Below are 26,071 nucleotides of genomic sequence, written 5' to 3' on the forward strand. Positions count from 1 at the left end.
CACGGCTACTTGGCCGCGACCTCGGTCGAGAGGCGGGTGTACTTGACCGACGCCTCGCCCAGGTCGATGGCCGCCTCACCGTTCAACAGCTCGGCGGGGGAGATGCCGAGGAGCGAGCCCTCGGGCACCTCGACCTTGTCCATGGCCGCCTTGTTGGGCACCTTGTAGTTGATGTTGGCGGCCGCCCAGCTGTGGATCTCGGGGTTCAGGATGTAGTTGATCAGAGCGTGCGCGGCCTCCTTGTTCTTGGAGGACTTCATGATCACCATGGTGTCCACCCAGAGGTCGCTGCCCTCGCTCGGCACGACGAACTTGATGTTCTTCTTCGCGTCGGTGGTCGGGCACCAGCCGTCCCATGCCTCGGCCATCACGGCCTCGCCCGACTGCAGCTTCTGGCCGAAGGTGACGTCGTCGTAGATCACGTGCGGCTTGGCCGCGAGCAGCAGCTCCTTGGCCTTGGCGATTTCCTCGTCCTTGGTGGTGTTGACCGAGAACTTGAGGACCTTGAGCGCGGGCAGGGCCAGCCAGCGCTCGGTGGCCAGCATCGTGACCTTCTTGTCCGCCCATGCCGGCGGCTTCAGGATGTCGTTCCAGCTCTTCGGCTCGGCCTTGACCAGGTCGCTGCGGTAGCAGATGCCGGTGGTGCCCCAGGTGTAGGGGACCGAGAACTTGTTGCCCTTGTCGTAGGAGAGCTGCGTGGCCTCGGGGTAGAGGTTGCTGAGGTTGGGGATCAGCTCGGGGTGGATCGGCTCCAGCAGGCCCTGCTCGTTGAGCGCCTGGGCGTACTGCCCTGAGACGAACGCCACGTCGATGCTCTCGCCGGCCTGCGTGGTCAGCTTGGCCATCGCGGTCTCGTTGGTGTCGTGCTCGACGATGTCGACCTTGCTGACCTTGAGCTCGGCCTTGGCCTTCTCGGCCAGCTCCTTGGGCGTGTAGCCCGGCCAGACGGTCACCGTGAGACTCTGCTTGGACAGGTCGGCCTTGGCGTCCAGCTGCGCCGCAGCGCTCGGAGCTGGTTTCGCGCTGTCGGTCGACGACTCGCCGCCGCACGCCGCGACGGCGAGCGCGAGTCCGGTCGCCACCACGACGACCGGAAGACGACGGGTGTACCGGATACGGGACACGGCCGCTACTCCTTCTAGATTCAGATGTACGAGGGGTCTCGCGACCAACCGGGCACTGCAGACCAAAGCAGGAGTGTTGCAGCCAACATCAACATGAGCAAGACTTTTCCGGACATTGTCACCAGGAAGTTTGATCCCGTTGTTGAATCGCGATTCAATTTGGGAGCGATTGCTCTCACTGGGTGAGAATCCCGTCACCGATCGGGAGGACACCGCCGTTCCCCGCGCGGGGAACGGCGTCACCTCGGCGCTCCTCGCGGCGCTGCGCTCCGACCCGCCACCGCCATTCTCCCTGTACCGCTACCTTCCCCTGCCCGACGGTCCAGGACCTGAGGAACCAGCGTGGGAGGAGCGCGGCATCGACGTCGACCAGACCAACCACTCGGTGGTCGTGGGCGAGCGGTTCGTGGTGAAGTGGATGGCCGTTCCCGCGCCGCTCCCCCACCCGACGCTCGTCGCCTTCGCGCACCTCACCGAGGCCGGCTTCGAGCACACGGCGCCGCCGTACGCGGCGCTCACCGTGGTCGGTTCCTCGGGTGCCGAGCGGCTGCTCGCCCTGGTCACCGGGTACCTGCCCGAGGCGCGCGACGGGTGGGAGTGGTGCGTGGACGAGGCGGAGGCGGGCCGTACCGCCTTCGCATCCACGCTCGGCCGCCTGGCCGCCGACCTCCACCTTGCCCTCGCCACCTTCCCTCCGGCGAGTGCGCAGGCCCCGCCCGCCGCGCCGGCCGTCACCCCGCCCGCCTCCGCGCCCGCCTCCGCGCTCGCCGACAGGGCCGAGCGGGCGCTGCAAGAGGCGCTCGAGCTCACCGACGGGGAGGACGGCACGTGGCTGCGCGAGCACGCCGACGCGCTCCGCGCCCGGCTCGAACCCCTGGCGGACGCCGTCGGCGGCGCCACGATCCGCATCCACGGCGACCTCCACGTGGGCCAGATCCTCCAGTGGCGCGACGGCTACGCCGTGATCGACTTCGACGGCAATCCCACGGTCGCGCAGGCCGAGCCGTACCAGCCTGCCGCCCGCGACGTCGCCCAGCTCACCACCAGTCTCGAGCACGTCGCCCAGGTCGCGATCAGGCGCAGGGGCACCGCCCCCTCCGCCGCCGCCACGTGGGCCGCGACCGCCCGCGAGGGGCTGCTGTCGGCCTACAGGGACAGGCTGCGCGCCGAGGGCAGACCCGAACTGCTGGACGAGCGGCTGATCGGCCCGTTCGAGATCGAGCAGGAGTGCCGCGAGCTCATCTACTCCGCCCGTCACCTGCCCCGCTGGCGCTACGCCCCGATGGGCGTGCTGCGCACCCGCTTCACCGAGGAGACCCCGTGAACCCCGAACTCTTCCAGGCCGACCTGGAGGCCAAGCCCGCCGCCCTCACCGACCTGGCCGCCTGGCTGGACAAGGAGCGGCCGCCGCTGCCCGAGGGGGTCAGGCGGGTGGTCTTCCTCGGCATGGGCAGCTCCCGCTACGCCGCGGGCGTGGCCGCCCTGCGCCTGCGGGCCAGGGGCTTCGACGCCTACGCCGAGTACGGCTCGGCCGCCGCCACCTTCCCCGCGGGTCCCGAGACGCTCGTCGTGCCGATCTCGGCGACCGGAGGGAGCAGGGAGACGCTCGACGCCCTCGCCCGCTACGTGGGCGGCCCCTCCCCCGTCGTCGCCCTCACCAACGCGCCTGACTCGGCGATCACCGAGGGGGCCGACGCGGTCATCCCGATGCTGGCGGGCGAGGAGCGCGGCGGCGTGGCCTGCCGTACCTTCCAGCACACCCTGATCCACCTGCTGGCGATGGAGTCCGAGCTCACGGGGGCCGGGCGCGACCTCCCCTCGCTGGTACGGCTGGCCGCCGAGGCCACCTCGGACCTGCTGGAGCGGCGGGAGCAGTGGCTGCCGCTCGCCCTCGACCTGCTCGACGGGCCGAGCGGCGTCTACGCCATCGCCCCCGCCGAGCGGATGTCGTCGGCCGAGCAGTCGGCGCTGATGGTCCGCGAAGGGCCGCGCCGCCCCGCCGACGCGTGCGAGAGCGGCGACTGGTCGCACGTGGACGTCTACCTCACCAAGACGCTCTCCTACCGGGCGCTGCTGTTCCCGGGCTCCGCCTACGACGCCCAGGCCATGGACTGGGTACGGCAGCGCGGCTCGACCGTCCTCACGGTCGGCGGCCACGTGGAGGGAGAGCGGGGCTCGATCCGCTACGCGCACGACGAGGACCCCGACGTCGCCCTGCTGACCGAGACCCTCGTCGCCGAACTGGTCGCGGCCCACTGGTGGCGCGGCGCCTGATCTCCTGGCTCAGTATCGGGGGCCGTAGGCGGAACGGACGGTCAGGGCGTGCTCGACCAAGGTGATGAGCGTGCTCTTGACCGCCTCGCGGGAGCGGGCGTCGGTGCGCACGATCGGCACGGGCGAGGGCAGCGTGAGCGCGTCGCGCACCTGGCTCTCGACGTGGGGGAAGCTTCCGTTCCACCCGTTGAGCCCGATCACGAACGGCAGCTTGGCCTCTTCGAAGTAGTCGATGGCGGGGAAGCTGTCGGCCAGCCTGCGCGTGTCGACCAGGACGATCGCGCCGATCGCGCCGCGCACCAGGTCGTCCCACATGAACCAGAACCGGTGCTGGCCTGGCGTGCCGAACAGGTAGAGGATCAGGTCGCGGTCGAGCGAGACCCTGCCGAAGTCCATCGCCACCGTGGTGGTCGTCTTGTCAGGGGTGAGGCTGAGGTCGTCCACTCCGGCCGAGGCGTTCGTCATGACCGCCTCGGTGGTGAGCGGGAGGATCTCCGACACCGCGCCCACGAACGTCGTCTTGCCGACGCCGAACCCGCCCGCCACGACGATCTTCGTCGAGGTGAGCCCGCCTTCCGTAGGAAACATGCTCATCAGCCCGCCATGTGAGGTTCGTGACCGACGAGGCATGCGATGGCGGTCGATTGCGCATGTTTCCTGTGGCTAGAGCCTGCGAAGTCCACTGAGCACCCTTTCCAGCAGGTTCCTGTTCGGCATGCCGGCGTCCAGCTGCGGCTGGTAGATCCGGACGAGCCCTTCCGCCTCCATGTCCGCGATCAGCACGCGGGCCACCCCGAGCGGCATGGCGAGCAGGGCCGACACCTCGGCGACGGACCTGATCTGGCGGCACAGCTCGCTGATCGCCCGGTACTCACGGGTGTGGTTCGTGCCGAGCTGGGCCGAGGTGGCCGAGGAGACCAGCGCCTCCATGGCCAGGTCCGTGCGCGGCGCGGTACGCCCGCCCGTGAGGGAGTACATCCGCACCAGGGAGCTGCGCTCCTCCTGCGGGGGCTCCCCGTAGTTCGGGGAGTGCGGCGCCCCGTACCCGTAAGGGGGGCCGTCATTCCACGTGGCCACGTTGCTCTCCCATCACCAGGGGCGCGCTGAGGACAGTTCCGCCCGTACGGCGGGCGTGAGCACCTGCCCCGCCCGCTCGACGAGGACAGTCATCTGATAGGCCACCAGGCCCAGGTCACAGTCGGGCGCGGCCAGCACGGCCAGGCACGACCCGTCGCTGATGTTCATGACCAGCATCAGCCCTCGCTGCATCTCCACGACCGTCTGGGTGACCCCACCCGCCTCGAAGACCCTGGCCGCACCCTGGACCAGGCTGACCAGTCCCGCGGCCACGGCCGCCAGCTGGTCGGCCCTGTCCTGCGGAAAGCCTCTCGAGAAGGCCATCGGCAGGCCGTCGGCGGAGACCACCACGGCGTGCGCGACGCCCGGCACCTCCTCGACGAAGCCGCTGACCAGCCAGCTGACGTCTCTGGCGGCCTGGCTCAACTCCATCACCGCTGCTCCTCCCCCTCGTGCGCCTGCTCGATCTCGGCGCGGCCCTTGCGCACGCCCTGCTGGTAGCTGGCCAGCCTGCTGCGGATCCTGTCGGGGGAAGGCGGTGGCAGAGCAGGCGGGGCGCTCTGCGTCTGCGGGAGGGCCGAGCCCGGCACGAGGTTCGCCCGCGGTTGGCGCTTGGGCAGGCCCGAGGTGGTGAGACCGCCGCTGTTCGGCTCGCTGACCGACCGGGCGGCCTGCCACCCCGCGTCGGCGGGCGAGGACCACACGTCGGCCGCCTGCTGCTGCGGCGCGGGAGCAGAGGCCGCGTCGGGCGCTCCGGCCTGCGCGTGCCGTCCCTCGTGGGCCTTGGGGCGTTCGAGCGTGGCGTCGGGGCGCTTGAACCAGTTGGACTCCACCGCGGCGAAGATCGGCAGGAACTCCTCTTCGCTTTTCTCCAGCGAGGAGCTCTCCACCCGCGGCAGCGGTCTGGTGGCGTCGGGCTGTCCCGCGTAGGGATTCGGTGAGCCGCCCAGCCCCGGCATCCGCCTGAAGCCCAGCCCCTCGCCCTGACCTCCGCGCCTGGGCAGCCCGTTCGCGGTGTGGTCGGAAGGGGCGGCGTGGTCGAGATCGGTGGACGGCGCGTCGTTGGTGGCGAACCAGTCACCGGACGGGCTGTCGAACGTCCCGGGCCCGTCGAAGGGTGAGGTGCTGTCGAAGACGGGCGGGCCGTCGAGGACCGGCGCGGCCATGGGCGCGGGTCGCAGGTCCTCCAGCGACGGGTGGTCGTAGGCCGGGGGCCCCGCCTGCGCGGGCACCACCGGGCCGCCCTGCGGCTGTCCCGGCAGGAAGGGCTGCCCCGGCGCGGACGGCTGGCCGTGGCCGGGGAGCGGGCCGTGCCCTGGCTGGCCGTGAGCGCCATGGAGGCGTTGAGGGCCCTGCGGGCCGGGGCCGTGAGAGGCAGGACCGTGAGAGCCAGGGCCGTGAGAGCCAGGACCGTGGGCGCCGTGCCCGAGCTGCGCGTGAGGAGCGTGCGCGGGCTGGCCGTGCGGGCCGTGGGCGGGCTGGCCCGCGACCGGCGGCTGGCCGGGGATCGCGGTGAGCAGCGCCTCGGGGATCACTACCATCGCGGTGAGCCCGCCGACGTCCTGCCTGCGCAGCTGGACGCGGATGTCGTGCCTGAGCGCCAGCCTGCCGACCACGAACAGGCCCATGCGCCGCGAGACCGACACGTCGACGACCGGCGGGTTGGCCAGGCGCCAGTTCGCCTGGGTGATCTCCTCCTGGCTCATCCCTATGCCGTGGTCGGTCACCGCGATCATGACCCCGCCACCGTCGATGCGGTTGCTGGAGATGGTCACCTTGGTGTCGCCCGCGGAGAACGACACGGCGTTCTCCACCAGCTCGGCCAGCAGGTGGACGGTGTCGCTGACCGCCTGCCCCGCGACCGCGACCTCCGACTGCACCTGGTTCACGACGCGGTCGTAGCTCTCGACCTCGCCCAGCGCCGCCCGCACGATGTCCATGAGCTCGACCGGCTGGGTCCACTTGCGGGCGGCCTCCTGGCCGGCGAGGACCAGCAGGTTCTCGCTGTTGCGGCGCATGCGGGTGGCCAGGTGGTCGAGCCTGAACAGGTCGCCGAGGCGGTTGTCGTCGCGTTCGCCGCGCTCGAGGCGCTCGATGAGCGACAGCTGCCGCTCGACGAGGGTCTGGCTGCGGCGCGAGAGGTTGACGAACATCGCGTTGACGTTGGCGCGCAGCTTGGCCTCGTCGCCCGCCAGCCGTACGGCCTCGCGGTGGACCTCGTCGAAGGCCCTGGCAACCTCGCCGACCTCGTCCTTGGAGAAGACGCCGATGGGCGCGACCTCGGCGGGCGGGCCGCCGTCGCGCGCCTCGCGCAGCCGCTGGACGAAGCCGGGAAGGCGCTGTCCCGCGATGTCGAGCGCCTCGCTGCGCAGCCGCCGCAGCGGCCGCACCAGCGAGCGGGCCACCCCCGTGGTGATCAGCAGAACGGCGAGCAACAGCGCGGCCACGGCTCCCGCGACGAGATAGGCGCGCTGCTGCTCGGCGGAGGCCAGCAGACCGGTGCGGGCGACGATCGCCGAGGCGTGCCGTTCCTCGACCGTGCGGAGGGAGTCGACGACGATCGTGGCCGCCTCGAACCATTCGCGCGCGTCGTCGCGCTTGCTCAGGTCGAGGCCCCTCAGCGGGGCTCCCGCGTTGGCCCTGTCGAGGACCAGCTCGCGCAGGAAGCGGGCCCTGTCGGCGCGGCGGCCGTTGACGGTCTCGTCGAAAAGGCGGCGCTCGTCGGAGGTGGCCTCCTCCGCGAAGGCCTTGCGCTCGTTGGTCTCGCGCGCCAGCTCGCCGAGGAAGGCCTTGAGCTGCTCCTGCTCGAACCTGCCCGCCACCAGCACGGTGGTGAGCAGAGCCTGCTGCAGCGAGGCGCTCTCCTTGGCGCGGGCCAGGGCGTCGAGCGTGGTCGACTGGCGGGCCAGCTCCTCGTCGTCTGCGCCCTTGCCGAGCTGGTCGTTGAGCGCGAGCAGGTCGGAGATGACGGCGGTGTAGGAGCCGAGGGCCGCGCCGGGGAGCAGGTCCGACTCGAGCGCCTGGTCGCGCAGCGCGGTGAGGTCCTCGAGGCGGGCCAGCACGGCGTCGACCTCGTCGCCTGTGCGGCCCGTGAGGTCGGGGCCGAGGATCGTGGCGCTCTGCCGTACCTTGTCGACCTCGGTGTCGGCCCTGCTCATCTGCTGGCGCACGTCGGCCAGACCGCGTTCGGGCCTGCCGAGCGCGATGTACCAGGCGGTGCGGGCGCGTTCGGCGCCCAGCTCGTGGGTGAGCGCGCCGACCCGCTCGGCGAGCTTGGCCAGCTGGTTGGCGCGGTCGTAGTCCGTGGCCGCGCTGGTGGAGGCGACGACCTGCAGGCCGCCCAGCAGGACGGCGGCGGCGGTGGGCACGAGAATCAGCGCGACCAGCCGCGCACGCACGCGCCAGTTGCGTAAGCGCCACCCGCCGTCGTCGGCCTTGGTTCTTCTGCTCACCGAACGCAACCTCAGTAGGGAAAGGGCCTCCTGGTGAGGCTCCTGGGAGAATCCAGCAACTGCGGGTTATTCGAGCACATCACTATAAGGAACGGCTAGCCGAACATAACGCGACAAAACCAATCTTGTGTGACACAAGCGAAGAGAAGCTGGAGCCCCCGTTTTCGGGCGATCCGCAAAAGATCAACCTGCCAGAAATATAGGCATATAACTGACCGTGTCCGTTAATGGGGTTTTGGTGCGTTCCACTCCTGGACTACTCCAGTAACACCCGAGTCTCTGGATGATCACGACGTTGTGATTTGCGTTGTTCAAGTCATATGTTGAGCCCCGTCGCGCCTACCCTCGACAACTCGGACCGCGCCAAGCGGCGAGGGCCGCGAGCTTCTGGAGGCAGAAAGTGGAAGCCGGGCAGGACAGTGCGGCCATCGAGGTCGGCGGTCTGTGGAAGATCTTCGGGCCCCGGGGGGACCGTGTCCTGAATGGCCCTGACAAGGACCTCGACCCCTCCGAACTTCGCCGGAAGACCGGTTGCACCGCCGCCGTCAGAGATGTCACTTTCACCGTGCGACCAGGCGAGATGTTCGTCGTGATGGGCCTGTCGGGAAGCGGTAAGTCCACTCTCGTGCGCTGCCTCACCAGGCTCGTCGAGCCGACGGCAGGGCAGATCAGCATCGGCGGCGAAGATGTGCGCGCCGCCTCTCCCGCGAGGCTGCGCGAACTGCGCCGCCACCGCGTCAGCATGGTCTTCCAGCACTTCGGCCTGCTCCCGCACCGCAAGGTGATCGACAACGTGGCCTACGGCCTGGAGATCCAGGGCGTCTCCCGCAGGGACCGCCACGCCAGGGCCGGCGAGATCCTCTCCCTCGTCGGGCTGGACGGCTACGCCGACGCCTATCCCGACCAGCTCTCGGGCGGCATGCAGCAGCGCGTGGGCCTGGCCAGGGCGCTGGCGGTCGAGCCGCAGGTGATGCTGTTCGACGAGCCGTTCAGCGCGCTCGACCCGCTGATCCGCAGGGACATGCAGACCGAGGTCGTCCGGCTGCACCGCGAGGTGGGCAAGACCATGGTCTTCATCACCCACGACCTGTCGGAGGCGCTCAAGCTCGGCGAGCGCATCGCGATCATGCGGGCGGGGGCCATCGTGCAGCTCGGCACGCCCGAGGAGGTGGTGGGCGCGCCCGCCGACGACTACGTGGCCGACTTCGTGCGTGACGTGCCCCGCAGCCACGTGCTGTCGCTGCGCTGGATCTCCAGGGACCCCGAACCCGACGAGCGGCTCGACGGGCCCGTGCTGCCGGCCGCCACCGTCATCAGGGACGCCGTCCCCGCCGTGACCGGCTCGGGCCGGCCCATCCGCGTGATGGACGGCGACCGGCTGGTCGGCGTGGTCGATCGCGTGGACATCCTGTCGGCCATGGGCGAGGCACCGTCCGCCCGCGTGCCGGAGGCCAGGGCGTGAGCGGCGCGGTCGCGACCCTCGAGACCCCGGTGCTGCGCCGTCCGCCGCGATGGCTCGTCCCCGTGGCCGTCGGCGTCGTCCTCCTGGCCGGCTACCTCACGATGCGCGGCACCGCCACGCTCCCTCACGACGACGAGGCCGCTCCCTTCCTGGCCGTCAACGAGGCGCGCGACTGGGTCGACTCCAACAGGAACGACAACCCGCTCTTCCTGTACGGCGTCAACTACGTCCGCATCTACCTCGGCGAGCTCTACGCCGCCTTCGAGACCGTCCTGTTCGCGCTCGGCTGGCCCGGGCTCATCGGCGCGCTGGGCGCTCTCGGCTGGCTCGCCGGCGGATGGCGGCTTGCGCTGCTCGGCGTGGGCGGGTTCGCCGCCCTCGGAGTGCTCGGGGTGTGGGAGGCGAGCGTCCGCACCCTCGCCCTGGTCCTCACCTCCGTGCTGGTGGCCCTGGCCGTCGGCCTGCCGCTGGGGGTGTGGGCGGGCCGCTCGGCGCGGGTGCGCAGGGCGCTGACCCCGGTGCTCGACGTCATGCAGATCATGCCGACGTTCGCCTACCTGACGCCGATGGTGCTCTTCTTCGGCATCGGCCCCTCCTCCGCGACCGTCGCCACGCTCATCTACGCGATGCCGGTGGCGATCAGGATCACCGCGCTGGCCGTCGAGCGGGTCTCGCCCACCGCGATCGAGGCGTCGGCCTCCCTGGGGGCGACCCGGTGGCAGACGCTGCGCAAGGTGCAGCTGCCGATGGCCCGCGAGACGATCGCGCTGGCGATCAACCAGGCCATCATGATGGCGCTGTCGATGGTCGTGATCGCCGCCCTCATCTCGGCCCCAGGGCTGGGCTCCGACATCATCAGGGGTCTGTCCAGGGCGAACGTCGGCTTCATGCTTCCCGCGGGCATCGCCATCGTCGTCATGGCGATCGTCCTGGACCGGCTGACCATGGCCGCCGCGAAACGCGAGAGGACGGCGCAGGCCGCCCCCTCGGGCCCGCGCCGCTACGCCGTCGCGGGCGCGATCGCCGTCGCGGGGGTGGTGGCGGCCACGCTGCTGCCCGCGCGCTTCCCCGACGCGTGGATCCTGCGCGTCGGCCCTCCCGTGACCGAGGCGGTGAACTGGGCGAAGTTCAGCTGGTACGACGTCACCACGGCCATCAGGAACGTGACCTCCGACCTCCTGCTCAACCCGCTGCAGGACGTGCTGACCTCCACGCCGTGGTGGCTGGTGGCGGCGGCCGTCCTGGCGCTGGCCTGGTGGGCCAGCGGGCCGAGGCCCGCGCTGACCGCGCTGGCCTGCCTGCTGGGTCTGGCGCTGCTCGGCCTGTGGGAGCACAGCATGGCCACGCTGACCACCGTGCTGGTCGCCGTCACCGTCACCCTGCTGCTCGGCCTGCTGCTCGGCGTGGCGGCCGCGCGTTCGCGCGGCTTCTCCGCCGTCCAGCGCCCCCTGCTGGACGCCGCGCAGACGATGCCCTCGATCGTCTACCTGCTGCCCGCCCTCGCGCTGTTCGGCGCGACCAGGTTCACCGCCATCTTCGCCTCGGTCATCTACGCGGTGCCGCCGGTGGTGCGCCTGGTCGAGGACGGCATCCGCGGCGTCTCCCCCACGACCGTCGAGGCCGCGCTGTCGGCGGGCTCGACCGGCGGCCAGCTGCTGTGGAAGGTGCAGCTGCCCATGGCCAGAGGCGCCATCCTGCTCGCCGCCAACCAGGGCATCGTGATGACGCTCGCCATGGTCGTGGTGGGCGGCATGGTCGGGGCGGGCGGGCTCGGCTACGACGTCGTCACCGGTTTCTCCCAGCACTCCGAGTTCGGCATGGGCTTCGTCGCCGGAGTCGGCACGGTGCTGCTGGGCATCATGCTCGACCGCATCACGCAGGGCGCCGACAGGCGCTCTTCCCCCCCAAGTAAGAGGATGAACACCGCATGAAGATTCGCCTCATGGCCGGGGTCGTCGCCCTTGGCCTGGCCGTCGCGGGTTGCGGCGGCGGCGCCAGAGTCGACACCGGCGCCACAGCGACAGCCGCCGCCCAGCCCAGCGGCTCGGGCAGCGCCGCGCCGGCGGGAACCGTCAACATCGCCATCAATCCGTGGGTCGGCTACGAGGCCACGGCCGCCGTCATCGCCCACCTGCTGACGAACGAGCTCGGCTACACGGTGCAGAAGAAGGAGCTCAAGGAGGAGGTCGCCTGGGCCGGCTTCGAGACCGGCGAGGTCGACGTCATCGTCGAGAACTGGGGCCACGACGATCTGAAGAAGAAGTACTTCGAGGAGAAGAAGGTCGCCCTGTCCGCCGGTTCGACCGGCAACAAGGGCATCATCGGCTGGTACGTCCCGCAGTGGATGGCCGACAAGTACCCCGACATCACCGACTACAAGAACCTCAACAAGTACGCCGACCTGTTCAAGACCTCGGAGTCGGGCGGCAAGGGTCAGCTCCTCGACGGCGACCCTTCCTACGTCACCAACGACGAGGCCCTGGTCAAGAACCTGAAGCTGGACTTCAAGGTCGTCACGGGCGGCAGCGAGGCCGCGCTGCTCGAGTCCGCGGTGCAGGCCCAGGAGCAGCAGAAGCCGCTGCTGTTCTACTTCTGGACCCCGCACTGGCTCTTCGACAAGGTCAAGCTGGCCAGGGTGAACCTGCCGCCGTACACCGCCGGCTGTGACGCCGACCCGAAGAAGGTCGCCTGCGACTACGGCGAGCTCGACCTCGACAAGATCGTGAGCAAGAAGTTCGCCGACACCGGCGGCAAGGCCTACGAGCTGGTCAAGAACTTCAGCTGGACCAACGAGGACCAGAACGCGGTCGCCAACGACATCCAGAACAACGGCATGTCCGCCGAGGACGCCGCCAAGAAGTGGGTGGAGGCCAACCAGGCCAAGTGGCAGGCATGGCTTCCCAAGTAAGGCTCCGAAGCAGGGCTCTGGCGGGGGCGCTGGCCCTCGCCCTGATCCTCACCGGCTGTACGGCCGAGGCGCCCCAGCAGCCCAGGCAGACGGGCACCGTACGGCTGGCCGTCAACCCGTGGGTCGGCTACGAGGCCAGCGCCGCCGTCCTGGCCTACCTGCTCGAGCACGAGCTCGGCTATCGCGTGCAGACCAAGAAGCTGGCGGAGGACGAGTCCTGGAAGGGCTTCGAGAGCGGCGAGGTCGACGTCATCGTCGAGAACTGGGGCCGCGAGCAGGAGAAGAAGGAGTTCATCCAGGACAAGAAGGTCGCGGTCTCCGCCGGGCTGAACGGCAACAAGGGCATCATCGGCTGGTACGTGCCCCAGTGGATGGCCGAGGAGTATCCGGACATCACCGACTGGCGCAACCTCAACAAGTACGCCGAGCTGTTCAGGACCGCCAAGTCCGGGGACAAGGGACAGGTGCTCGACGGCGACCCGTCGTTCGTCACCTCCGACGAGGCCCTGGTCAGGAACCTGAAGCTCGACTACCGGGTCGTCTACGCCGGCAGCGAGAACGCCCTGATCAGCGCGGCGAGGAACGCCACGAGGAACAGGCGGCCGCTGCTGATGTACTTCTACGAGCCGCAGTGGCTGTTCACCCAGGTCAAGCTGGTCAAGATCAACCTTCCCCCCTACGCCATCGGCTGCGACGCCGTACCGGCGAAGGTGGCCTGCGACTACCCGCCCTACCTGCTCGACAAAATCGTCAGCAGGAAGTTCGCCGACACCGGCGGCAGGGCCTACGAGCTGGTGCGCAACTTCACCTGGACCAACGAGCACCAGAACGCGGTGGCCAGCGACATGGCCGACGGCGGCATGTCGGCGCAGGCGGCCGCCAAGAAGTGGGTCGAGGCGAACAAGATCGTGTGGAAGGACTGGCTGCCCAGGTGACGCGGGCGCGCACACGTCACCGGCGGCGGCGTGTGCGCGCCCGCGAGACGCCGGTGGAGAGACCTCCGGCCCCGAGCCCCCTGGACACGCGCGGTTCCGCCATCGGCGAGAGAGCGAGCTCCGTACGGTGTACCGTACAGATGTGACCGTGGAGTACACCGGCAAGGGCGACCCCGCGCGCAGCCTCGCGCTGCTGTGGCGCACCAGCGAGAGGCCCAGCCGCAAGGGCAAGCCCGAGCTGAGCGTCGACCGCATCGTGCGCGCCGCCATCGAGGTCGCCGACGCCGAAGGGCTCGGCGCGCTGTCCATGCGCAGGGTCGCCGAGAAGCTCGGCGTCGGCACCATGTCGCTCTACACCTACGTGCCGGGCAAGCCCGAACTGCTCGACGTCATGCTCGACACCGTCTACGGCGAGACCGCCAGGCCCGAGGACGTCCCCGGCGGCTGGCGCGGGCGCCTGGAGCAGATCGCCCGCGAGAACTGGGCCCTGTACCTGCGTCACCCCTGGCTGCTGCAGGTCGCCACCAGCCGCCCCGTGCTCGGCCCGCACACCACGGCCAAGTACGAGTACGAGTTGCGCGCCATCGACGGCATCGGCCTGAGCGACGTCGAGATGGACTCCGTCATCACGCTGGTCACCGGATTCGTCCACGGCGCGGCGAGGGGGGCCGTGGAGGCGCTCGAGGCGGAGAAGCACACGGGGATGACCGACGAGCAGTGGTGGGCCGCCCACGCCCCCTTCCTGCACCGCATCTCCGACGTCTCGCGCTTCCCCGTCGCCTCGCGCGTGGGTGAGGCCGCCGCCGAGGTGTACGGCTCGGCGCACAGCCCCGATCACACCTTCGAGTTCGGTCTCCAGCGCCTGCTCGACGGCATCTCCCTGCTGGTCGACAGCCGCTGACCGCCGCTTCTGGCAGGCGCCGCACGCGAAAGGGGGGAGGACCCGTAGGCCCTCCCCCCTTCGCTGACGGCTAGGCAGGGGTCCCGTAGGAGGCCCTGACCCTGACCACGTGCTCGACGAGCGAGATCAGCGTGGCCTTGACCGACTCCCTGTTGCGGGCGTCGGTCCTGACGATCGGGATGTGCGGCGCCAGGGCGAGCGCCTCACGGACCTCGTTCTCCGCGTGCGGGAACTGACCGTCCCACCCGTTGACGCCCACGACGAAGGGCAGCTTGGCCTCTTCGAAGTAGTCGATCGCGGGGAAGGAGTCGGCCAGCCGCCGCGTGTCGAGCAGCACCACGGCGCCGATCGCGCCGCGCACCAGGTCGTCCCACATGAACCAGAACCGGTGCTGGCCAGGCGTGCCGAACAGGTACAGGATCAGATCCCTGTCCAGCGACAGCCTGCCGAAGTCCATGGCCACGGTCGTCGTCTGCTTGTTCGGGGTCAGGCCGAGGTCGTCGATGCCCGCGGAGGCGTCGGTCATGACCGCTTCCGTGGTCAACGGGAGGATCTCCGACACCGCACCCACGAACGTCGTCTTGCCGACGCCGAACCCGCCCGCGACGACGATCTTCGTCGAGGTGAGCCCGCCTTCAACGGGCAACGTGCTCATCAGACCGCCATCCCAGGTTCGTGACCGCTGACGCAGGCGATAGCGGTCGATTTCGCACGTTTCCCATTGACGCTAGAGCCTGCGAAGTCCACTGAGTACCCTTTCGAGCATGTTCATGTCTGGCTGTCCCTGGTTGAGGCGCGGCTGGTGCAGGCGGACGAGTCCTTCGTCGGCCATGTCGGCGACGACGACCCTGGCCACGCCGAGAGGAACCCGCAGCAAGGCGGAGATCTCCGCGACCGACCGGAACGACCTGCACAGCGTCATGATGGCCTCCTGCTCGGGCGTGAGCAGGGCCATCTCGTCATCCGGGATCGACATCGAGGAGATCAGCGTCTCCATCGCCATGTGGTAGCGGGGTTCCGACCGGCCGCCGGTGACTGCGTACGGACGGAACAGGGGCTCGTCGTCCCCCGTCCCGTCACTCCCGTACACCATCACATCACCGGGTCCTGGCAGCCTGGAGCTCCGCGCGAAGAGCCGGGGTGAGCGCCTGTCCGGCACGGTCCACCAGCAGTGTCATCTGGTAGGCCACCAGACCCATGTCACAGTCGGGCGAGGCCAGGACGGTCAGCACGGACCCGTCACTGATCGCCATGACCAGCAGCAGACCGCGCTGCATCTCCACGACCGTCTGGGTCACGGGCCCGCCCTCGAAGACGCGCGAGGCGCCCACGGTGAGGCTCAGCAGACCCGCCGAGACCGCCGCCAGCTGGTCGGCCCTGTCCGGCGGGAAGCCCTCGGAGCTGGCCAGGCACAGACCGTCGGCGGACACGACGACGGCGTGGGCCACCCCCGGGGTGTTCCTGACGAAGTCAGTGATCAGCCAGTCGAACCTGTGGGCCTCATGGCTCAAGGTCGTCACACTTCCTCCTTCGTCGGAAGCGTGACGAACGTGCTGTGACTATCTGTTCGCTCGCGACGCTCGCTCACGCCTTGTCCTCCTTATCCAGCCCGTTAGGGGCGGACTCGTCATTCAGTTCCGCGCGACCCCTTCGGACGCCCTGCTGGAAGCTGGACATCCGGTTTCTGACCCGATCCGCCGAGACCGGCGGCATCGGGGTCATCTGCTGGGGCGGCTGGCCCGCCGTACCGGGGACCAGGTTCGCCTTGGGGGTGCGCTTGGGGAGCCCGGCGGCGGTGATCCCGCCGAGGCTGGGGTCACTGGCCGCGGCCGCCGCCTGCCACCCTGCGTCGGCGGGGGTCCTCCACAGGTCACCCTCAGAGGGTACGGCCTGCGCGGGCGCCTGCGCCTCGGGCATGTGGTACTTCGGCTCCTTGCGGGCCTGAGGGGAGGAGGCCGCGGGTGCGGCGCTCTCCTCGGGCCTGCGGAACCAGGCGGACTCCACCGAGGCGAAGATCGGCAGGAACTCCTCCTGCTCCTGCTCCAGCGGCGAGTTGTCCACCGCGGGCATGGAGGGGGCGTTGGTCTCCCACGGCGCGAACCGCTCCACCGACGGGTAGGACGGCGCCGACATCGGGGGCGGCGGCGTCGGGAAGGCGCCGGTGTCCCCGCCGCGCGGTGGCGGCGTCGGGAAGGCGCCGCTGTCACCCGCGCGCGACGGCGGCCCGAAGACCCCGGGCTGCTCGCCGCGGGGCGGCGTCCCGAAGGCCTCAGGACGGCCCTGCGCGCCGAAGGAGCCGGTGTCGCCCGAGCGGGGCGGCGTCCCGAACGCCCCGGTGTCACCCGAGCGGGGCGCGCGGCGCGGCAGCCCGTTGTCGGCACTGGGGAAGGAGTGCTGGCCCGGCTGCTCCAGGCTGGGGAAGGACGGGTGCGAGCCGCCGGGATGCGGCGCCGTCTGGTCCAGGTTCGGCATCGCGCTCAGGTCGATGCTCGGGAACGACGGGTGCGGCCCGCCCTGCTGGGGCGGCTGGCGGAAGAAGCCGCTGTCGCCGCCGGTGTCGGCGGTGAAGGCGCCGAGCCCCTGCCTCGGCGGCTGGGTGCCCCATCCGGTCGAGTCGAAGGAGTCGAACGCGGCGAACGCGCCGTTCTGGGCGGGCGCCCCGAAGGCGGGAGCGGGGCTGGAGCCGCCGAAGGCGGGCCGCTGCGGAGGCGGCGGCTGGCTGGCGTCGGGCAGGAGCGGCGGCGGCAGGAGCACCATGGCGATGAGGCCGCTGCCCTCACCCTTGCGCAGCTGCACCCGGATGCCGTGGCGCAGGGCCAGGCGGCCGACCACGAACAGGCCCATGCGCCGCGACACCGACACGTCCACGACCGGCGGCTCGGCCAGACGCCTGTTGGCCTCGGCGAGCTCGTCGTCGGTCATGCTGATGCCCTGGTCGCTCACCGACAGCAGCGCTCCGCCGCCCTCGATGATGCTGCTGGAGACGACGACCTGGCTGTTCTTGGGCGAGAACTGGATGGCGTTCTCGACCAGCTCGGCGACCAAGTGGACCAGGTCGTTGGCGGCGCTGCCGATCACCGAGGTGGCGCGGTGCACCTTGACCTGCACCCGCTCGTAGTCCTCGACCTCCGACAGGGCGGCGCGCACGACGTCGACCAGCTTGGCCGGCTGGCTGCGCCTGCGCGCGGGCTCGTGGCCCGCGAGGACCAGGAGGTTCTCGGAGTTGCGGCGCATGCGGGTGGCCAGGTGGTCGAGGCTGAACAGGTCGGCCAGGCGGCTGCCGTCCTGCTCGCCCTTCTCCAGGCCGTCGATCAGCGAGATCTGCCGCTCGACCAGCGTCTGCGTGCGGCGGGAGAGGTTGACGAACATCGCGCTGATGTTGCTGCGCAGCTCCGACTCCTCCGCGGCGAGCCGTACGGCCTGCCGGTGGACCTCGTCGAAGGCCTGCGCCACCTCACCGATCTCGTCCTTGCCGTCGACGTCGATGGGCTCGATCTCCGGCGCCGTGGCGTTGCCCGAGACGCGCAGGTTGCGCACCACGTCGGGCAGCCTGAATCCGGCGATCTCCAGCGCCTCGCTGCGCAGCCGGCGCAGCGGGGTGACCATCGAGCGGGCGATGAGCACGGTGAAGACCAGCACCAGCAGGAGCAGACCGACGATGGCGGCGCCGACGAGCAGCGCGGTGCGCAGTTCGGCGCTCTGCAGCTCCTGCGCCCGCGTGGTCACGGCCTGGGCCAGGCCTGGGCTCTTGGGGTCGGTGTTCGACTCGGCCTTCTCCAGGACCGCGATGGCCTTGGCGTTGTCCTCGAACCACTCGTTGGGGTCGGCCAGCAGGTTCCTGGCCTGGAAGGCGGGTCCGTCGTTGGTCAGGCGGATGGCGCGGGCCTTGGACAGCTCGGCCCTGACCACGTCGCTGTCGTTCTTCATGCCCGCCATGAGCTTGGTGCTCCTGGTGACGCCCGCGTCCGCGGTGAAGCTGTTGAGCAGCTGCCACTGCTGGGCGCCCGCGGCGATGAAGTCGGTGACCCGCTGGGCGTCCACCTTGGAGGAGCCGTAGTACGACTCCAGCAGCATGATCCGCTGCCTGGAGATCTCCTCCTTGGCCTTCACCAGCACCGTCAGGGCGCGGAAGTCACCGAGGATCTGCGGGTCGTTGTTGAGGAGGCTCAGCTCCTCGTGTACGCGGACCAGCTGCTCGACCAGGTAGCGGTAGGCGGCCGAGTCGGGCCTGGCGCGCTGCTGCGCCCTGATGCCCGACAGCGACTTGAGCTGCGCGGCGGCCAGCTTGGCCGCCTGCTCGACGCGGGGGCCGTAGCTGGCGTCCATCGCGGCGAGGTCGGCCGTGACGACCTTGACCTGCTTGTCGACGACGTCCTTGCTGTCCTCGTAAGGCTTCTTGAGTTGCCTGCGCTGCTTCGTGGCGTAGAACCAGCCGCCGGTGTCACGCTCCATACCGAGTGACTGGATGAGATCGCGTAGATGGGTGGCCTGCTCGGCCACGACCACCGTGCGCTCGTACTCGCCGATGCTGTCGACCGAGGCCACCACGCGGGCACCGCCGAGAACGACGCCGGCGATCGTGGGCACCAGGATCAGCGCGGTGAGACGGGATCTCACGCGCCAGTTACGCAGCCCCATTCGTGGCAGCGACCGCTTTCCGCGGTCCCGCCTGGCGGCACGTCCGCCTTCGGTATTCCCCGTCGTCACAGCCGTCGTTACCCCTCAAGCATCCTGCTTGGCAACAGGAATCAGAAAAGACCCATAATTTCGACCCACAACGTATCCGCAGCAACTCTCGTACCAGGCAAAACGGACACAATCGTTACAAATGTGACCGCAGACTGTGTGCCGTTGGTTATCGCAGCGCGGCGAGCACGTGATCGCGGACTTGAGTCCGCTGCGCGTCGTCGCTGAGGGGGCGTCCGGCGCGGTCCACCACGTAGAAGACGTCAACCGCCTCCGCGCCGAGAGTCTCTACGCGAGCGGCTTTCACGTCAAGCCCACATTCACCAAATGATCTGCCGATCCGCCACAAAAGGCCCGGTCGGTCGTGGGCCCGGACCTCCACAACGGTGGCCGTCGCGGACTCCTCCTCCAGGAGGGTCACCCTGGGCGGGGCGACGGGCACCCGCGCCGGCCGCACAGATCGGATACGGCGGGCCAGGCGCTGCTCGATGTCGAGCCGTCCGGCCAGGACCAGCCGCAGGTCGGCCTCGAGAGTGGCGGGGTCGGGCGGCGTGCCGTACTCGGGGACGACGGAGAACTCGATCACGGCCGTGGAACTCGCGGAGGCGGCCGAGGCCGACCTGACGACCATGCGGTGCGCGGCCAGCACACCGGCCGCTCGCCACAGTAGTCCTGGGCGATCCGGAGCGACGACTGTGACGTTGGTCCCATTGACCCGGATCGCCCCTCCGCCGTGCCTGGCGAGGACGGCCTGGGCGGGCGAGAGGCTCGGGGGCGGGGGCAGCGGCGAGCCCGACAGCGCCCTGCGCACCCTGCGCACGAGATCGGCGACGAGCGAGGCCTTCCACGAGTTCCACGCGGCCGGTCCCGTCGCGTGGCCGTCGGCGACGGCGAGCGCGGCGAGCAGCTCGAGCACCTCGCGCGAGCCGACGGCGCCCGCGACCTTCTCGATCGTCACGGGGTCGTCCAGATCACGCCTGGTGGCGGTCTCGGGCAGCAGCAGATGGTGACGGACCACCGTGGCCAGCACCTCGACGTCCTGCGACGACAGACCCAGGCGCAGGCCGATGTCGCGCACGACGACCTCGCCCGTCGCCGAGTGGTCGCCGGGCCAGCCCTTGCCGATGTCGTGCAGCAGCGCGCCGATCAGCAGCAGGTCGGGGCGGGAGACCTCGCGGGTGTAGGAGGCGGCGTTGGCGGCGGCCTCGATGAGGTGCCTGTCGACGGTGAAGCGGTGGATCGGGTTGCGCTGAGGGCGGTGCCGTACGCGCTCCCAGTCGGGCAGCAACCTGACGAGGATGCCCGCCTGGTCCAGCTCCTCCCACACGGGGACGGCGGCGCGCCCCGCGCCCAGCAGCGCCACCAGCGCGTCACGGGCCTCGTCAGGCCACGGGACCGGCATCGGCGGCGACTGACTGGCCAGCATCGACACGGTGGCGGGAGCCAGCGGCAGCCCGGACTCGGCGGCGGCGGCCGCGGCCCGCAGCACGAGCACGGGGTCGGTACGGGGGTTGACGCCGCGGGCCAGGACCACCTCGCCCGCGTGCTCGACCACGCCGTCGGCCAGCGGACGGCGGCCGCGCGGCACGGGCCCTGACAGCAGTCTGTCAACGGTGCGCCAGGTGGCGTCGAAGGCGTGGGAGATCGTCCTGCCCGCCTCCGCGAGCCTGCGCATGAGGGCCTCGGCGTCCAGCAGGCCGAGGGTGCCCGCCACCGCGTCCTGCTCCTGCAGGACCAGGCGGTCAGCGCCGCGGGCGGTGACGACGTGCAGCGCGTGGCGCACGTCGAGGATGAGCTCGTAGGCCTCGCGGACGCGCGGCCCGGGGGCGGAGGCCACCCACGCGGCGGCCACCGCCTGCATGGCCTGGACGTCGCGCAGCCCTCCGCGGCCGTCCTTGAGATCGGGTTCGAGCAGGAAGGCCAGCTCGCCGGTGCTCTCCGCCCGTTTGTCGGCAGCCTCGCGCAGCTCGGCCAGCCTGCGGCGGGAGTCGGCGCGCCATTCGGCCAGCACCGCCTCGCGGGCCCTCCTGGTCAGCTCGGGATCCCCCGCGACGTGCCTGGCCTGGATGAGGCTGAGCACCGCCTTGAGGTCCTCGCGCGCGACCTTCACGGCCTCGTCCACCGTGCGGACCGAGTGGTCGAGGCCGATGCCGGAGTCCCAGATCGGATACCAGATCCGGTCGGCGATCCTGGCGATGTCCTCCCCGCCGTCGTGCAGCAGCACCAGGTCCAGGTCGCTGCCGGGGGCCAGCTCGCCCCTGCCGAGGGAGCCGACGGCGACGAGGGCCACGCCCTCGCCGCCCGGACTCGCCGTGCGAAGGAGGTCCTTCAGCCATCGGTCGGTGTCCGCGACCCGCTCCTTGCGGGCCGAGGCGAACGAACGGGCGTCCGCTCTCACCCCGCCCTCCGGCTGAACCCCTCGCTGCGCCGTGGATCCATCACTGTGCCCATGGCCGAGCTCCGCCCGGACGCCGCCCTGCGACGGATGTCCTCACTGCGCTGCGGATCCATCACAGGGCCCATAGCCGAGCTCCGCCCGGACGCCGCCCTGCGACGGATGTCCTCGCTGCGCTGCGGATCCATCACAGGGCCTCGGGACCGCGCTCTCCGGTGCGTACCCGGATCACGGTGTCGACGGGGACGGACCACACCTTGCCGTCACCGATCTTGCCGGTCTGAGCGGCCTTGACGATCACGTCGATGACCTCCTCGGCGTCGTCCTCCTCGGCCAGGACCTCCAGGCGCACCTTGGGCACCAGGTCGACCTGGTACTCGGCGCCGCGGTACACCTCGGTGTGACCGCGCTGGCGGCCGTAGCCGCTGGCCTCGCTGACCGTCATGCCCTTGATGCCGAACTGCTCCAGCGCGGCCTTCACGTCATCGAGCTTGAAGGGCTTGATGACCGCGGTGATGAGCCTCATGCGTCCACCTTCTTCGGGGATGTGGCGAGCGGCGACGACGCGGTCACGCCGGAGGCGTGCACGCTGCCCAGGTCGTAGCCGGTCTCGGCGTGGGTGGTGATGTCGATGCCGGCGACCTCCCTGTCGGCGTCGAGCCTGAAGCCCATGGTCTTGTCGATCACCTTGGCGATGATCCACGAGATCACGAACGAGTAGCCGCCGACCGCGACGGGGCCGAGCACCTGCAGGCCGAGCTGGCTGATCGGGCCGCCGTAGAACAGGCCCTCGTTCTGCTGCTCGAGGAAGGGGTAGGCGGCGAAGAAGCCCAGCGAGACGGCGCCGATGACACCGCCGACCAGGTGCACGCCGACCACGTCGAGCGAGTCGTCGAAGCCGAGGCGGTACTTCAGGCCCACCGCGTAGGCGCAGGCCACACCGGCCAGCAGACCGATGACGACGGCGGCCCAGGGGTCGACGAAGCCGCACGCGGGGGTGATGGCGACCAGACCGGCGACCGCACCGGAGGCGACGCCCAGGGTGGTGGCGTGGCCGTCGCGCAGCTTCTCCACCACCATCCAGGCGCCGGCCGCGACGGCGGCGGCGATCTGGGTGTTCATGAAGGCCAGACCCGCGGTCTGGTCGGGGGCGAGCTCGGAGCCCGCGTTGAAGCCGAACCAGCCGAACCACAGCAGGCCGGTGCCGAGCAGGACCAGCGTCAGGTTGTGGGGGCGCATCGGCTCCTTGCGCCAGCCCTGGCGCTTGCCGAGCACGAGGGCCAGGGCCAGGGCCGCCGCTCCCGCGTTGATGTGGACCACGGTGCCGCCGGCGAAGTCCTCGATGCCGAGCTGGCCGAGCCAGCCGCCGCCCCAGACCCAGTGCGCCACGGGGAAGTACACGACGGTCGCCCACACCAGCGAGAACAGCACCCACGCGCCGAACTTGGCGCGGTCGGCGATCGCGCCGCTGATCAGCGCGACCGTGATGATCGCGAAGGTCAGCTGGAAGGCGGAGAAGACCATCATCGGGAAGTTGTCGGCTGCGGCGGCCTCGGCGGTGACCTGGCCACCTTGCAGGACCAGGCCCTCGTAGACGGCGTTGAACACGCCACTGAGGCCGAGGTTGTCCAGTCCGCCGACGAGGAAGTTGAGGGTGCCGTTACTCGATTGGTCGAAGGCCAGCGAGTATCCGTAGAGGACCCATGCGACCGTCACGACGATGATGCTGACGAACGACATCATCATCATGTTCAGGACGCTCTTGGCCCTCGTCATGCCCCCGTAGAAGAACGCGAGGCCCGGAGTCATCAGCAGCACCAGGGCGGTGCATACCAGCATCCAGGCGGTAGTGCCGCTATCGATCATCGACGCGACCCTCCTTCAGATTGGCGTGTGGCCCGTATTCCGAGTCGCAGTGATCGCCTCCAGGGCACCGTCGACCGGGCTGCGCACTGACGTGTTGCCACAGCGTGGTCTTCCGCCGTTTCGTGGTTTGACCGCGTATGTTTCACGTTCGTGAAACTCGCGGGCGGGGTGTTTCGCGGTTGTTTCGGACACTCCGGTACTACACTTAGGGTTGCCTAACCTTAGTGATCAAGGAATTCAGATGACCTTCCGCCTGGCCAGAGTCACGGCCGCCGCCCTGCTGTCCGCCCTCGCACTCGCCGCCTGCGGCGCCTCAGCCCAGGAAGGGAGCGCGACGGGCCCGACGCGGTCGATCAAGCACGCGATGGGCGAGACGAAGGTGCCTGAAACCCCCAAGAGGGTCGTCGTCCTCGACACCGACAAGCTGGACACGATGGTCTCGCTCGGCCTGGCTCCCGTCGGCGCCGCCCAGGCGTCGGAGAGCCAGAAGTGGCCGGCCTACCTCGGCTCCTCGCTGTCGGCCACGACGTCGGTCGGCACCCTCCAGCAGCCGAACCTCGAGGCCATCTCGGCGCTGAAGCCCGACCTCATCCTCGGCACCAAGTTCCGCCAGGCGCCCTTCTACGACAAGCTCAGCAAGATCGCGCCTACGGTGTTCACCGAGAAGGTGGGCGTCACCTGGAAGGAGAACTTCCTCCTCGACGCCGAGGCCCTCGGCAAGAAGGCCGAGGCCCAGCAGCTGATGACCGCCTACGAGAGCCGCGCCAAGCAGGTGGGCGCGAAGTTCTCCAAGCTCGAGGTGAGCATCGTGCGGTTCATGCCCACCGAGATCAGGATGTACGGCCCCGAGTCCTTCAGCGGCATCGTGCTCGGCGACGCCGGCATCGCCAGGCCCGAGGTCCAGCGGCTGGCCGCTCAGGAGGACAAGCGGTTCGGCAAGCTCAGCCAGGAGAACATCGCGCAGGCCGACGGCGACGCCCTGTTCTACAGCGCGTACGGCGACGCCGCCGCGCGGAGCCAGGCCGAGGTGACGGGCGGGCCGCTGTGGAAGAACCTGGGCGCGGTCAAGAAGGGCACCGCGCACGGCGTGGACGACGAGGTGTGGATGCTCGGCATCGGCGTCACGGCCGCAGGGAAGATCCTCGACGACCTGGAGAAGTACCTCACTCCCCTGGCCTGACATACCTCGCCCGCATGGCGGAGCTGTTGTGTCCGCAGTTGTGCGCATGCCGGGAGCCGCACGATGCTGAGGCGCATGAACTGGGACTTCGTACGGGACCACCTGCCGCCCGCTCCCGCACGGGTGGTCGAGATCGGCTGCGGCCCGCTCGGCGGGTTCGTGCCCGACCTGCTCGCCTCCGGCTACGGCGCGACGGGCGTCGACCCCGTCGCGCCCGAGGGCCCGCTGTACCACCGGATGGAGTTCGAGGAGTACGAACCGGACGGGCCCGTGGACGCGCTCGTGGCCTGCACGTCACTGCACCACGTGCACGACCTGGACGAGGTCTTCGGCAAGGTGGCGGGCGCGCTGACGAGAGACGGCGTCTTCGTGGTCGTGGAGTGGGCCAGGGAGCTGTTCGACGAGGACACCGCCCGCTGGTGCTTCTCGCGCCTGTCCGACGAGGACGACAGCTGGCTGCACCGGCACAGGGACGGCTGGGCGGCCTCCGGGCAGCCGTGGGAGGCCTACCTCGGCGGCTGGGCCGCCGAGGAGGGCCTGCACTCGGGGGCGGAGCTGGAGACGGCGCTGGGCCGCTGGTTCGAGCCGCTGACCGTCGAGCGCGGCCCCTACTTCTTCACCGAGCGGGACGGCGGCGCGGGCGAGCGGGCCGCGATCGACGCGGGGCTGATCAGGGCGACCGGCATCCGTTACGCGGGCCGCCCTCTTCGCCGCTGAGACCTGGTCAGGCCGCGGCGGTCGCCATCTTCCTCAGGCGGGCAAGGGCGTCGCGCTCGATGCGGCGGGCGCGGTCGCGACCGATGCCGTAGCGCTCGCCGACCTCGGTGAGCGTGTGCTCGCGCCCGTCGATCAGCCCGTAGCGCCAGCGGAGCATCTCGCTCGTGACCCCTTCGAGGCCGGTCAGCCAGTCGTCGAGGCGCTCGCGCTCGAGGATGTCGATCGCCTGCTGCTCGGGGTCGGCCCAGGTGTCGTCGGCGATCATGTCGCCCAGCTCGGTCTCGTCCTCGTCCCCGACGCCGAGCTGCAGCGACACGGGGTCGGCGGCCCAGCGGCGCAGCTCGCGCACCCGCTCGATCGGCAGGTCGAGCACCTTGGCGAGGTCGTCGTCGGTGGGCTCGGCGTCGAACTCGGCGAGCATGTCGCGCCTCACCCGCATCAGCCTGGTCATCTGCTCGCCCGCGTGGGTGGGCAGCCGCACCGGCCTGGCCTGCTCGTGGATGGCTCGCCCGACCGACTGCCTGATCCACCAGGTGGCGTAGGTCGAGAACTTGTAGCCCCGCTGGTAGTCGAACTTCTCCACCGCGCGCACCAGGCCCAGGTTCCCCTCCTGGACCAGGTCGATCAGCGGCATTCCCCTGCCGGAGTACTTCCTGGCCACGGCGACGACCAGGCGCAGGTTGGCCTGGATGAACTCGTCCTTGGCCCGCTGGCCCGAGATCGCCAGGCGCTCGAGCTCCTCGTCGGCCGCGTCCCCGATGCGCGGCTCGGAACCACCTCTGTCGAGCAGTTGCTCGGCGAACAGGCCCGCCTCGATCCGCTTGGCGAGCTCCACTTCCTCTTCCGCAGTGAGCAGCGGGACCCTGCCTATCTCCGCCAGATAGGTCCCGAGCAGGTCACGATCAGTGACCTCCGCCGTGCGATTCCCCGTCGGCCTTGCCATCCCCAGGCACCTCGTTCCCGCAGCTGCGTTCTATACCCCGCCAACGTCCGGTCCGAAGCAAAGATTCCCAAAAGAACTACGACCACAGGACGGTTCTGCTCCTCCTCCTCAGGGAGGAGAGGCATCCCGTCCCGCGCTCGCAGGACCGGCG

At 70.2% G+C, this 26,071-nt stretch carries 22 protein-coding genes; 9 read left to right on the plus strand and 13 right to left on the minus strand.

Going from position 1 to position 26,071, the window contains the following annotated elements:
* Positions 1-5: 5 nt before the first annotated feature.
* Positions 6-1,124, minus strand: coding sequence for a polyamine ABC transporter substrate-binding protein (locus ABFX50_RS31700; protein WP_346151481.1), 1,119 nt, complete (start codon positions 1,122-1,124; stop codon positions 6-8).
* A gap of 169 nt (positions 1,125-1,293) precedes the next feature.
* On the opposite strand from ABFX50_RS31700, the gene ABFX50_RS31705 reads away from it, so the two are divergent.
* Together ABFX50_RS31705 and ABFX50_RS31710 are read left to right on the plus strand one after the other, a co-directional pair.
* On the plus strand, positions 1,294-2,448 hold the full coding sequence (locus tag ABFX50_RS31705) for a hypothetical protein (protein WP_346151483.1): 1,155 nt from the start codon (positions 1,294-1,296) through the stop codon (positions 2,446-2,448).
* A complete protein-coding gene (locus ABFX50_RS31710) occupies positions 2,445-3,398 on the plus strand; it encodes an SIS domain-containing protein (protein WP_346151485.1) in 954 nt (317 codons plus the stop codon). Before ABFX50_RS31705 ends, ABFX50_RS31710 begins: the two co-directional genes overlap by 4 nt.
* Positions 3,399-3,407: 9 nt before the next feature.
* On the opposite strand, the gene ABFX50_RS31715 is transcribed toward ABFX50_RS31710, so the two are convergent.
* From ABFX50_RS31715 to ABFX50_RS31730, 4 genes are all read right to left on the minus strand, one after another.
* Positions 3,408-3,992, minus strand: coding sequence for a GTP-binding protein (locus tag ABFX50_RS31715; protein WP_246451998.1), 585 nt, complete (start codon positions 3,990-3,992; stop codon positions 3,408-3,410).
* A gap of 69 nt (positions 3,993-4,061) precedes the next feature.
* Positions 4,062-4,376, minus strand: a complete 315-nt coding sequence (locus ABFX50_RS31720; protein WP_379506571.1) for a DUF742 domain-containing protein — start codon at positions 4,374-4,376, stop codon at positions 4,062-4,064.
* 111 nt (positions 4,377-4,487) lie between these two features.
* The gene (locus ABFX50_RS31725; protein WP_221241890.1) at positions 4,488-4,907 is read right to left on the minus strand and encodes a roadblock/LC7 domain-containing protein; all 420 of its coding nucleotides are present in this window, start codon (positions 4,905-4,907) and stop codon (positions 4,488-4,490) included.
* Positions 4,907-7,927, minus strand: coding sequence for a nitrate- and nitrite sensing domain-containing protein (locus ABFX50_RS31730; protein ID WP_346151486.1), 3,021 nt, complete (start codon positions 7,925-7,927; stop codon positions 4,907-4,909). The genes ABFX50_RS31725 and ABFX50_RS31730 overlap by 1 nt, the downstream gene beginning before the upstream one ends.
* 400 nt (positions 7,928-8,327) lie before the next feature.
* Here ABFX50_RS31730 and ABFX50_RS31735 point away from each other — a divergent pair, with 400 nt between their 5' ends.
* The 5 genes from ABFX50_RS31735 (at position 8,328) to ABFX50_RS31755 (ending at position 14,133) form a co-directional block, all read left to right on the plus strand.
* Positions 8,328-9,389, plus strand: a complete 1,062-nt coding sequence (locus ABFX50_RS31735) for a quaternary amine ABC transporter ATP-binding protein (protein WP_346151488.1) — start codon at positions 8,328-8,330, stop codon at positions 9,387-9,389.
* Positions 9,386-11,320, plus strand: coding sequence for an ABC transporter permease subunit (locus tag ABFX50_RS31740; RefSeq protein ID WP_346151490.1), 1,935 nt, complete (start codon positions 9,386-9,388; stop codon positions 11,318-11,320). The genes ABFX50_RS31735 and ABFX50_RS31740 overlap by 4 nt, the downstream gene beginning before the upstream one ends.
* Entirely contained in the window at positions 11,317-12,297 is a 981-nt protein-coding gene (locus ABFX50_RS31745; RefSeq protein ID WP_183648798.1) for an ABC transporter substrate-binding protein, read from the plus strand. Before ABFX50_RS31740 ends, ABFX50_RS31745 begins: the two co-directional genes overlap by 4 nt.
* Entirely contained in the window at positions 12,282-13,232 is a 951-nt protein-coding gene (locus tag ABFX50_RS31750) for an ABC transporter substrate-binding protein (RefSeq protein ID WP_346151492.1), read from the plus strand. The genes ABFX50_RS31745 and ABFX50_RS31750 overlap by 16 nt, the downstream gene beginning before the upstream one ends.
* A 142-nt stretch (positions 13,233-13,374) precedes the next feature.
* The gene (locus ABFX50_RS31755) at positions 13,375-14,133 is read left to right on the plus strand and encodes a TetR/AcrR family transcriptional regulator C-terminal domain-containing protein (RefSeq protein WP_183648804.1); all 759 of its coding nucleotides are present in this window, start codon (positions 13,375-13,377) and stop codon (positions 14,131-14,133) included.
* A gap of 70 nt (positions 14,134-14,203) precedes the next feature.
* On the opposite strand, the gene ABFX50_RS31760 is transcribed toward ABFX50_RS31755, so the two are convergent.
* The 7 genes from ABFX50_RS31760 to ABFX50_RS31790 form a co-directional block, all read right to left on the minus strand.
* Complete coding sequence (locus tag ABFX50_RS31760) at positions 14,204-14,788, minus strand: GTP-binding protein (protein WP_183648808.1); 585 nt, start codon at positions 14,786-14,788, stop codon at positions 14,204-14,206.
* Between the two features lie 72 nt (positions 14,789-14,860).
* A complete protein-coding gene (locus ABFX50_RS31765; RefSeq protein ID WP_183648811.1) occupies positions 14,861-15,226 on the minus strand; it encodes a DUF742 domain-containing protein in 366 nt (121 codons plus the stop codon).
* A gap of 4 nt (positions 15,227-15,230) precedes the next feature.
* Positions 15,231-15,653, minus strand: a complete 423-nt coding sequence (locus tag ABFX50_RS31770) for a roadblock/LC7 domain-containing protein (RefSeq protein WP_183648813.1) — start codon at positions 15,651-15,653, stop codon at positions 15,231-15,233.
* Between the two features lie 64 nt (positions 15,654-15,717).
* Positions 15,718-18,750: a sensor histidine kinase gene (locus tag ABFX50_RS31775; protein ID WP_346151495.1), complete on the minus strand. Its 3,033-nt coding sequence runs from the start codon at positions 18,748-18,750 to the stop codon at positions 15,718-15,720.
* 238 nt (positions 18,751-18,988) lie between these two features.
* The gene (locus ABFX50_RS31780) at positions 18,989-21,217 is read right to left on the minus strand and encodes a [protein-PII] uridylyltransferase (protein ID WP_346151496.1); all 2,229 of its coding nucleotides are present in this window, start codon (positions 21,215-21,217) and stop codon (positions 18,989-18,991) included.
* A 184-nt stretch (positions 21,218-21,401) separates the two neighbouring features.
* Entirely contained in the window at positions 21,402-21,740 is a 339-nt protein-coding gene (locus ABFX50_RS31785) for a P-II family nitrogen regulator (RefSeq protein ID WP_183648817.1), read from the minus strand.
* Positions 21,737-23,080 (minus strand): ammonium transporter, encoded by a 1,344-nt coding sequence (locus ABFX50_RS31790; protein ID WP_346151498.1) that lies wholly within the window; start codon positions 23,078-23,080, stop codon positions 21,737-21,739. The genes ABFX50_RS31785 and ABFX50_RS31790 overlap by 4 nt, the downstream gene beginning before the upstream one ends.
* Positions 23,081-23,321: 241 nt before the next feature.
* On the opposite strand from ABFX50_RS31790, the gene ABFX50_RS31795 reads away from it, so the two are divergent.
* Both ABFX50_RS31795 and ABFX50_RS31800 read left to right on the plus strand, forming a co-directional pair.
* The gene (locus ABFX50_RS31795; RefSeq protein ID WP_346151500.1) at positions 23,322-24,260 is read left to right on the plus strand and encodes an ABC transporter substrate-binding protein; all 939 of its coding nucleotides are present in this window, start codon (positions 23,322-23,324) and stop codon (positions 24,258-24,260) included.
* Between the two features lie 75 nt (positions 24,261-24,335).
* Entirely contained in the window at positions 24,336-24,977 is a 642-nt protein-coding gene (locus ABFX50_RS31800; RefSeq protein ID WP_346151502.1) for a class I SAM-dependent methyltransferase, read from the plus strand.
* A 7-nt stretch (positions 24,978-24,984) separates the two neighbouring features.
* On the opposite strand, the gene ABFX50_RS31805 is transcribed toward ABFX50_RS31800, so the two are convergent.
* A complete protein-coding gene (locus ABFX50_RS31805; RefSeq protein WP_183648826.1) occupies positions 24,985-25,920 on the minus strand; it encodes a sigma-70 family RNA polymerase sigma factor in 936 nt (311 codons plus the stop codon).
* Positions 25,921-26,071: the final 151 nt, after the last annotated feature.

Origin of the sequence: Nonomuraea recticatena (assembly GCF_039533245.1) — a bacterium.
GTDB classification, from domain to species: Bacteria; Actinomycetota; Actinomycetes; order Streptosporangiales; family Streptosporangiaceae; genus Nonomuraea; species Nonomuraea roseola.

What these genes read in the sequence shown, in the direction of transcription:
- ABFX50_RS31720 (WP_379506571.1), bottom strand. Translation starts at nt 4,376, where the DNA reads ATGTACTCCCTCACGGGCGGGCGTACCGCGCCGCGCACGGACCTGGCC.
- ABFX50_RS31715 (WP_246451998.1), bottom strand. Translation starts at nt 3,992, where the DNA reads ATGAGCATGTTTCCTACGGAAGGCGGGCTCACCTCGACGAAGATCGTC.
- ABFX50_RS31795 (WP_346151500.1), top strand. Translation starts at nt 23,322, where the DNA reads ATGACCTTCCGCCTGGCCAGAGTCACGGCCGCCGCCCTGCTGTCCGCC.
- ABFX50_RS31800 (WP_346151502.1), top strand. Translation starts at nt 24,336, where the DNA reads ATGAACTGGGACTTCGTACGGGACCACCTGCCGCCCGCTCCCGCACGG.
- ABFX50_RS31745 (WP_183648798.1), top strand. Translation starts at nt 11,317, where the DNA reads ATGAAGATTCGCCTCATGGCCGGGGTCGTCGCCCTTGGCCTGGCCGTC.
- ABFX50_RS31785 (WP_183648817.1), bottom strand. Translation starts at nt 21,740, where the DNA reads ATGAGGCTCATCACCGCGGTCATCAAGCCCTTCAAGCTCGATGACGTG.
- ABFX50_RS31790 (WP_346151498.1), bottom strand. Translation starts at nt 23,080, where the DNA reads ATGATCGATAGCGGCACTACCGCCTGGATGCTGGTATGCACCGCCCTG.
- ABFX50_RS31760 (WP_183648808.1), bottom strand. Translation starts at nt 14,788, where the DNA reads ATGAGCACGTTGCCCGTTGAAGGCGGGCTCACCTCGACGAAGATCGTC.
- ABFX50_RS31805 (WP_183648826.1), bottom strand. Translation starts at nt 25,920, where the DNA reads ATGGCAAGGCCGACGGGGAATCGCACGGCGGAGGTCACTGATCGTGAC.
- ABFX50_RS31765 (WP_183648811.1), bottom strand. Translation starts at nt 15,226, where the DNA reads ATGGTGTACGGGAGTGACGGGACGGGGGACGACGAGCCCCTGTTCCGT.
- ABFX50_RS31725 (WP_221241890.1), bottom strand. Translation starts at nt 4,907, where the DNA reads ATGGAGTTGAGCCAGGCCGCCAGAGACGTCAGCTGGCTGGTCAGCGGC.
- ABFX50_RS31750 (WP_346151492.1), top strand. Translation starts at nt 12,282, where the DNA reads ATGGCTTCCCAAGTAAGGCTCCGAAGCAGGGCTCTGGCGGGGGCGCTG.